This window comes from Siphonobacter sp. SORGH_AS_0500 (assembly GCF_031453245.1).
Classification (GTDB): domain Bacteria; phylum Bacteroidota; class Bacteroidia; order Cytophagales; family Spirosomataceae; genus Siphonobacter.
Genome location: NZ_JAVIYT010000002.1, coordinates 1 through 7273, shown reverse-complemented (window position 1 = coordinate 7273; position 7273 = coordinate 1). Strand labels below are relative to the sequence as shown.

Annotated in this window: 9 protein-coding genes; 5 read left to right on the top strand and 4 right to left on the bottom strand. The window is 39.5% G+C overall.

The window, feature by feature from the left end; all coding sequences use genetic code 11:
• Positions 1–343 (top strand): hypothetical protein (locus QE357_RS20260; protein ID WP_309711545.1); only part of this gene is annotated, 343 nt, incomplete at its 5' end.
• A gap of 295 nt (positions 344–638) precedes the next feature.
• Positions 639–1742, top strand: a complete 1104-nt coding sequence (locus QE357_RS20255) for a DNA methyltransferase (protein ID WP_309711541.1) — start codon at positions 639–641, stop codon at positions 1740–1742.
• On the opposite strand, the gene QE357_RS20250 is transcribed toward QE357_RS20255, so the two are convergent.
• Both QE357_RS20250 and QE357_RS20245 read right to left on the bottom strand, forming a co-directional pair.
• Positions 1721–2731 (bottom strand): BstXI family restriction endonuclease, encoded by a 1011-nt coding sequence (locus QE357_RS20250; protein ID WP_309711538.1) that lies wholly within the window; start codon positions 2729–2731, stop codon positions 1721–1723. The two genes, QE357_RS20255 and QE357_RS20250, sit on opposite strands and share 22 nt — an antisense overlap.
• On the bottom strand, positions 2682–2942 hold the full coding sequence (locus QE357_RS20245) for a helix-turn-helix transcriptional regulator (RefSeq protein WP_309711535.1): 261 nt from the start codon (positions 2940–2942) through the stop codon (positions 2682–2684). The genes QE357_RS20250 and QE357_RS20245 overlap by 50 nt, the downstream gene beginning before the upstream one ends.
• Before the next feature lie 361 nt (positions 2943–3303).
• Between QE357_RS20245 and QE357_RS25070 the strand changes: the two genes are divergently transcribed.
• Together QE357_RS25070 and QE357_RS20240 are read left to right on the top strand one after the other, a co-directional pair.
• Positions 3304–3588, top strand: coding sequence for a DUF3892 domain-containing protein (locus QE357_RS25070; RefSeq protein ID WP_409050273.1), 285 nt, complete (start codon positions 3304–3306; stop codon positions 3586–3588).
• A 149-nt stretch (positions 3589–3737) separates the two neighbouring features.
• Complete coding sequence (locus QE357_RS20240) at positions 3738–4247, top strand: hypothetical protein (protein WP_309711532.1); 510 nt, start codon at positions 3738–3740, stop codon at positions 4245–4247.
• A 7-nt stretch (positions 4248–4254) separates the two neighbouring features.
• Here the strand turns inward: QE357_RS20240 and QE357_RS20235 are convergent, their stop codons facing one another.
• A complete protein-coding gene (locus QE357_RS20235; protein WP_309711529.1) occupies positions 4255–5193 on the bottom strand; it encodes a replication initiation protein in 939 nt (312 codons plus the stop codon).
• Positions 5194–5607: 414 nt separating this feature from the next.
• Positions 5608–6021, bottom strand: coding sequence for a hypothetical protein (locus QE357_RS20230; RefSeq protein ID WP_309711526.1), 414 nt, complete (start codon positions 6019–6021; stop codon positions 5608–5610).
• 194 nt (positions 6022–6215) lie between these two features.
• Between QE357_RS20230 and QE357_RS20225 the strand changes: the two genes are divergently transcribed.
• On the top strand, positions 6216–7273 hold a 1058-nt coding region (locus QE357_RS20225; protein WP_309711523.1), incomplete at its 3' end, for a MobA/MobL family protein.

Sequence of the window (7273 nt, the reverse complement as noted above, 5' to 3'; positions counted from 1 at the left end):
AGCAGCCATTAAAGGGCAGGCCCATTCGTATCCGGATCATCACGGCTACGAGGCTGCATCGAAGGGGAGTCACGTGAAAGGAGCTACCTACTTTAGTATCTTTCGGGAGCGATGTGAAGAAGCCAGGGAGCCCTTGGCTAGCTTCAAAGTCGTTGCTAGTGAGCACCGTAAAGCGATAAGCCCTATTGAAACCCTGAGTCAATTCGCTAGCCGAAGCGAGCAACAGCAAAAGGCTGAAGCCCAACGAGCAGCCATAGAAAAGGCCCGCCGGGAAGAATTACAACGAAAGCTCGATTTTGATTCCCCTAGCCTTCGACAGCGGCCTAAAGGCCCCCGGCTTTGATACATATAACCTTTTATAAAGGCACGTTTATAAAAGGTTATAAAATTGGAAATTATATAGTATTCACTGAAGCAGCAAGTAGATTAATCTATGAATAGCAGCTAAAAGAACATTTAGAGATAGGTATCTACAATAAAACACCGTATGCAGTAGAGAGTGGGATACGAAGCTTAAGAAAATTTAAAACGTGAGCTAAGAGCCGTTCTAGAGAATAGGGATGAATAAGTTACATGATGGCATTGCATTTCTAAAAAAAAATTACGATTTTTGCATACTATAATTAGCAAATTGACACATGAAAACACATCTTGAGGGAAGGGAAGTCGATTTTTTAAAACTACATAATGCTTTAGGAGAATCGATATCATATAGTTGTCAAGACAATATAATCGCAGAAGGGGATTCTTTAGAACTACTTAAACGCTTACCAGATCAATCTGTATCTTTAATATTGACAGATCCGCCATACCATAGTACTAAGAAAGAAAATATAACAAACGATACTGCATTTAAAGAAGATAGTGATTTTTTAGATTGGTTAAGCCAATATTCTAAGGAATGGAAAAGAGTAATAAGACCTAACGGATCTATATACGTATTCTGTTCTACTGCTATGTCTGCAAGGATAGAGATCTTGATGGCAAAAGATTTCAATATCTTATCACACATAGTATGGATGAAACCTAACGAACCAGGCTTCGAGGGATGGAAACAAAAAATGAACAAGCAGGCTCTACGTCAATGGTATGCTCATTCTGAAAGAATCATATTTGCTGAACCAGCTAATGAAGGAAATCTTAAACGCACTTGGTTTGGCAATTATCTCAAACAACAGCGTTTATTATGCGGAATGTCTGGGCATGAGCTTACTGCTATAACCGGAGCTCATGGAAAAGTTAACCACGGGGGGGCGGTATCTAACTGGGAAGCAGGCAGAAACATTCCTAGTAGGGATCAATATGATAAAATTTGTGATGCTTTAGTCTCTACTGGAAAAATAGAAAGCATGCCTTTATATGAAGACGTCATTAGACCATTTTCAGTAAATTCACAAATTGAATTTACTGATGTTTGGGATTTTTATTCTGTACGGCCTTACAAAGGAAAGCATCCTGCAGAAAAGCCTATCAACATGCTCGAACATATTATTAATAGTTCTTCATATCCAGGCGATATAGTCCTTGATTGTTTTGCAGGCTCCGGTAGCACAGCAGAAGCAGCTATGAGAACAGGACGTAAATGCATATTAATGGAAATAGAGAGTCAATGGGTACAAGCAGCCACAAACAGAATTAAAGTGTTGAAACAAGATTACACTATAAATTCAATTCCATCTAGCCATCCATCTAAAGCTAAAAAGGAAAAATTGAACAAATCTCAAATATCCATTTTCGCTTGATATTCACTATATGCTTGATTTCTTTCAACTACTTCGGTCATCCAAGTAACAGTCTCTGCTATGCCTGTATCTTTAACTACTACGTTACAATGGTGATGCCCCCAACCTAGATTATAAGGTTTGTGATTGAATTCACCGTATCTTAATTCTTTAATATGAAATAAATTAACCTGTGTTACAGTTAAATCAGGAACTTCTCGGCCTTCAGCCTGCTCTAGCCTACTAATGAAGCCTATAGCAGAGATAGGTTCTAAACAAAGAGGGCAAATAGTATGACCTTTAGGATTAAGAATTCTACTCTCGATCAGATTTTTATTATTATCTAATTCTAAAATCTTTGCATTATTGTTAATGAAATCAACTCTCATTTTAATATTCTCCTCAGTCATTCCGCATTGTAAAGCTACTTCTTCTGCATCCATGCAATGCCAAAAAATGTATTCTAATTGTAGAGTACATTTTTTGAATATGTCTTTACTCGCATATTCATAGACTCGTATACCAGCTCCTTTAAGATTCGTAGCTGTATAGCCTCTCAGAATTTTCGTTTGCCCTTCCGATGTCGTTGCTGGAACTCTTGCTACGTAATGTCCACCTAAAGGATTTGTTCTAGAAGTAGCTGGCAATAATCCTTTCTCTTCAGGATTGTACTTACTCCACTCTGCACGAGTTTCATAAAAAAGAAGTGCATTTCGACCGATCTCAAGCCCTTTAGCTTCTAAATCATTTTGTATATCTTCACAAAAATATCGTTCTGGTTTAATTAGTACAATGAAACTATTTTCATACTTGCCTTCATTATCAGGGGCTTCTTTGCACAAGTCGAAGAGTAAATAGGGTATAATGACCGTGGAGTTACGACCCACTCTATTCTGATAAATTACGTCATCGTCAGCTCCTCTTGTTTGACCAGTCTTGTAAATTTTTCTTTCTAAGAATTTAGGAAGTGATGGAATTTTGATCTTCGGTTGGGAGTTGCTCTTCGCCATAAAACAATTCTGTGATATTAATATTCAAAGCGTTAGCAATTTTCTCTATATTAATAAGAGTTATGTTTTTTTCTGCACGTTCAATCATACCAATATAAGTTCTATGAAGACCAGCTCTAAAAGCCAAATCCTCTTGAGACATTTTAGCTTGACTTCTTAAAAGTCTTACTTTTTTGCCGAAACTAACCAAAACGCTGTTATCAGAACTCATTGCTAACTATAGTATATGCAAAACTATGCTGATATATTTTTCTTCTCTACAGACTATAGTTAGCACATTGATTTAATTAACAAATACCAAATATCCTTTGTAGTAAACTTCTCTAATAGTTCGTAAGCCAATATAAGTCACACGTCATAATACATTCCCTTTTGCTTTGAAACTTGGCAATAGAGAGATTGACTCGTTTATACCGTGACTTAATTCAAATTCTACTCACTCTCAAATGTAAAATGTTATATATTATGTAACTTTTTGAATAAATATTGTGAGTATATGATGATAACCTTTTTTTGCAAGTGTTATACATAATAGAAGTCAAGCACGAAGCTGACATTCTAACCTTTTTTGTATGGGAAGTCGTATAAGAATTCAATGCATTAACAAAACAGACAGATACAATGCATATGAACGTATCAGAAACATTGGAGGAATCAATGACGATGGTAGTCGATGGAAACTCACCTTGAACGATGCTATCAGTTATATCGAGAATGGCACTTATAGTTTCTATGTATCGCAAGGTGGAGCAACCGTTGATGTCATTGTCGCTAGCAACAATGGTTATAAGTATCTGAAAACGCGGAATGATGATTTACACCCTAATAACCTATTGAGCTTACCTGAATGCCCATAGTAATATTAAGAGGCCAGGATGTGATTATATCCTGGCCTTCTTAATATTACTATGGATTATATAATCAGTTTTATATTGAAGACACTTGCGGATTAGTCCTAATATGTGCTTGTTTGTACATTATACAATAATTGTACATCACATTGTACATGTCTAGACAGCTGTATATGGTTTATCTTACTCTAAAAGAAGCGGCAGAAGCCACTGGTTTAAATGAAGCTACTATACGCAGACTGTGCAAAAGATCTGATAGTAAGCCATTTATACAAATGAAAGAGAGTAAGAGAGGGGCACAGTATACTATACAGTCTAATTACCTCTTTAGCATATATTCCCCTGTCAAGTCAAAGGATAAGCAACACTATACAAGGCTAGATGATAATATTAACAGAATAGACATAAAGCCTATACAAGACTACACATTGGTTATAACAGCTAAAGATGAGTTGATACAGTCACTTAAAAGTGAAAATTCTTACTTGAGAGAAGAAAACAAGAGCCTACGTGAGGAAAACAAGGAATTGAAGTTTCTTCCTCCTGCACCAATGCAGAGTCCTTCTCTGTCAGAACAGCCTACCCACAAGATTTACCTTATTCTTACTATTATACTTTTTATTAGTGTACTAGCCATTGGCTTATACGTGCTGTTCAAATTATAATCAGATCTTAAGCCTTAAGACCAAGTCTGGTAAGAAGGTATCCTGCAATGTTTTTTTCAACCTTTATTTTCCCTGTTTGTAATTGGTGAGCGAATTTATTAACCTCTTGAATGTAAGCTTTAGAGCTCATGATCTGATCTACTAAATCCTTACGCTTTATATTCCACATATCTAACAATTGTCGGGCATTTTCATACTGGGCCTGCGTAATGTCTTTAGGGGTAGACTCACCACTAAGGCTATTTGAGGCTGACAGGGGTAGTACGGCAGCTAGCTGTTGTTGTCTGACGGTAAACGTGATAAAATGATAGCTACGTCCCAGTTTTTCTAGCTTGTAATCTATATATAAATCTGTATGTTTATTAATCTGTTTTTTTGCTTCGTCTAAGACAAAACGTTTAAAATCAGCTATTTTCTCGAACTTTTCGTTACCCTTATCGTCCCGCAAAGAGAGCGTTCTCTTTAACTCAGCGATAGTTGTTTTGGGTATTTCCCCCTTGTCTTTCCATTGGCTACATAGAGTGTATAACCTTTTTCCATACTTGCTTCCAAGTCTTAGAGCTGCATAGAGTTCAAAAGAGGTGAAGTTATCTTTTAATTCAAACAAGTAAGGCTTGATAGGATTACTGAACTCGATCTCTATACGGCCTTCGCCAAGCATGTACTCAACTCTTTGGAACATCCAGAGCTGCTTGTAACTCTTTGTAGTTGAGACTTCAAACATGCGACTACCCATTTCTTCTGTTGCTTTTTTGAGGTAGTTGTATTGGTATTCTTTGCCTGTAAGTGCAGAGAGATCCTTTACTACAATTTCATAAACTCCACTAGGATTATCTTTTCTGAGCATCGATAATAAGTAGAAAAAAATATCTAGTTGAAGCTCTGAATACTCATAACGAGCTGTAGTGATTGCATTATGATGTCTAACTTCTACTTTTTCTTTCATGTAATAGTCTGATTTTTACGTATTTGGTTGCGACAATGCTAAAATACGAGTATTTTTTTAGATACTCGCTTTTTTTTATCGTCTTTCACTGATTAAAACTCGTCTTTTCACTGATTAAAACTCGTCTTTCACTGATTAAAACTCGTCTTTCACTGATTAAAACTCGTCTTTCACTGATTAAAACTCGTCTTTCCATTATATTGAAGGAAGACAAATAAACAAATATTACAAATAGCACAAATTTGTGTTTTGCGTGTGTATATGCGAAGCATCCAGCCGCACAAAAGTGGCTTGCGTCTGCTCCGCAGCACGCTTAAAATTTTGAAAGCGAGTCTGCGAAAATCAAAAACTTGAGGGTGCGAACAAAAAACAAAAAGGCGGGGAGTTACTCAAAATTTTAGGAAGGGCCGGCAACTAAGATTTTAGTTTAAATCCGGCGTTTTCTGGATCCTCGATTCGGTAAGCTATTTTCTCGATCCGGTAGATGTTGATCTTTTGAGAGCCCTGGGATTTGAGGCGTTCCAGAATTTGTTGTACTGATAAACCCGCCTTTATAGTAAGCTCCTTGCGAAAGACCTTCTCTGGATCCTGGGCATAGGCGTAATACAGGATGATTTGCTGAGTTTCCTCAATGGTTATATGGAGCTGACCGCTTTTTAGCCCTTCTAAGAGCTTTTCAGGGGCTTGATGGTGTGATGACACCAGAGCCCCTATTTGAATCAATTGGCGGGCCCTTTCCTTGCGTTTAGCGGCTTTCTCAGTGGATTGGAGGGACTTGATTTTCTGCTGGAGGAGCTTAATCTTTTCTTCGTTGGTGTACTTGGCCATACCTCAAAATAGGGTTGTAGGAGGGTTGGAGCTGCTTTTTCAAGGATCAAAATTAAAGGGAAAAAAGTAAAGAAAAAATCCGTACTTTGGGCCGATCAAATAATCAGAATGCCCCACTATACATTGATTCAAATTTCGGCCCGAAAAGGCCTTCAACTTGAATCAATGTATGGGGCTCTGCGAGGCTGAAACGGATGGCAAAAGGGTTTATCAATGTATCGACTTCAGGCAACGGCGACGTGAGTTATTACTCGCGGTCGCAGGAGTGTCTCTATGTACAGAGCAGTAAGAACCTGAGCAAAGAAGTACCGCAGTTACTAGCCGACTGGAAGCAATTGGAGTGGCAGGAGAAGATGGGCAATAAGGAGCTAGGCATCCGGGGCCGGCACGATGCCCAGGTTCGAAAGAACTACACGCTGTCGTTGCCGAATGAGCTGAGCCCCCAGGAGGCGGCCCGCCGGATTGAAGCGATGATCCAGCAGACGCCGATTAAAGACTGTAGCTATTCGATCTTTATTCACCGGGGTCAGAAGGATGGGGTGACGAACCTGCACGCTCATTTGCTGGTCAACGAGCGAAACCTAACTACCCGCAAGAAGGATCGGCAGATGATTAAGAAAGAGTTTTTGGAGAAAGAGTTTCGGCCCCGGTTTGAAAAGGCCTTTGCCTCGGAGCGGGCACTGGGCAAGGATCTGGTGAGTCGGGAGCGGATTTCAACGGTTCTTTTCCAAAGTAGTCCTCAAGCAGCCCGTACGCTACTGAGTGACTATCAGCAACAAGCTAAACAAGCCAGTGAAAAGCAGGCGTTAGGGACGTTGATCTCCGGGTATGCGGCGGCTCATCAGGCCAGGGAAGCCGTCAAAGTAGCAGAAACCGTCCCAGTAAAGTCCGTAACCCCCCAAGAGCCTGAGAAGGTTACGCCCGTGACGCTCGAGCAAAAATGGGAACCTGCCTGGCGAGCATATGCCACTGAACTGGAAGGCAGAAACCAGCGTAGCCGAGATAGGAATGGTTTGGTTGACCAAGTAGCTGCCTATCTGGAAAAGAATGATCATCCGACGGGAGTAAAGCAGGTACTTGCCCTTAAAGGCTTACCTGACAGCCTAAGCAAAGAGCTAACGGGCAAATTAGAGCGGTACGAACGGATCCAGGAGCTTTCCAGGCAAGTAAAGGAAGAACAAAGCCGGTTGTCTCTCAAATCTCTAAACCCATTCTTGGGAAGCAAAGAAAGAGCGGCTGTTTCGGCCATGTT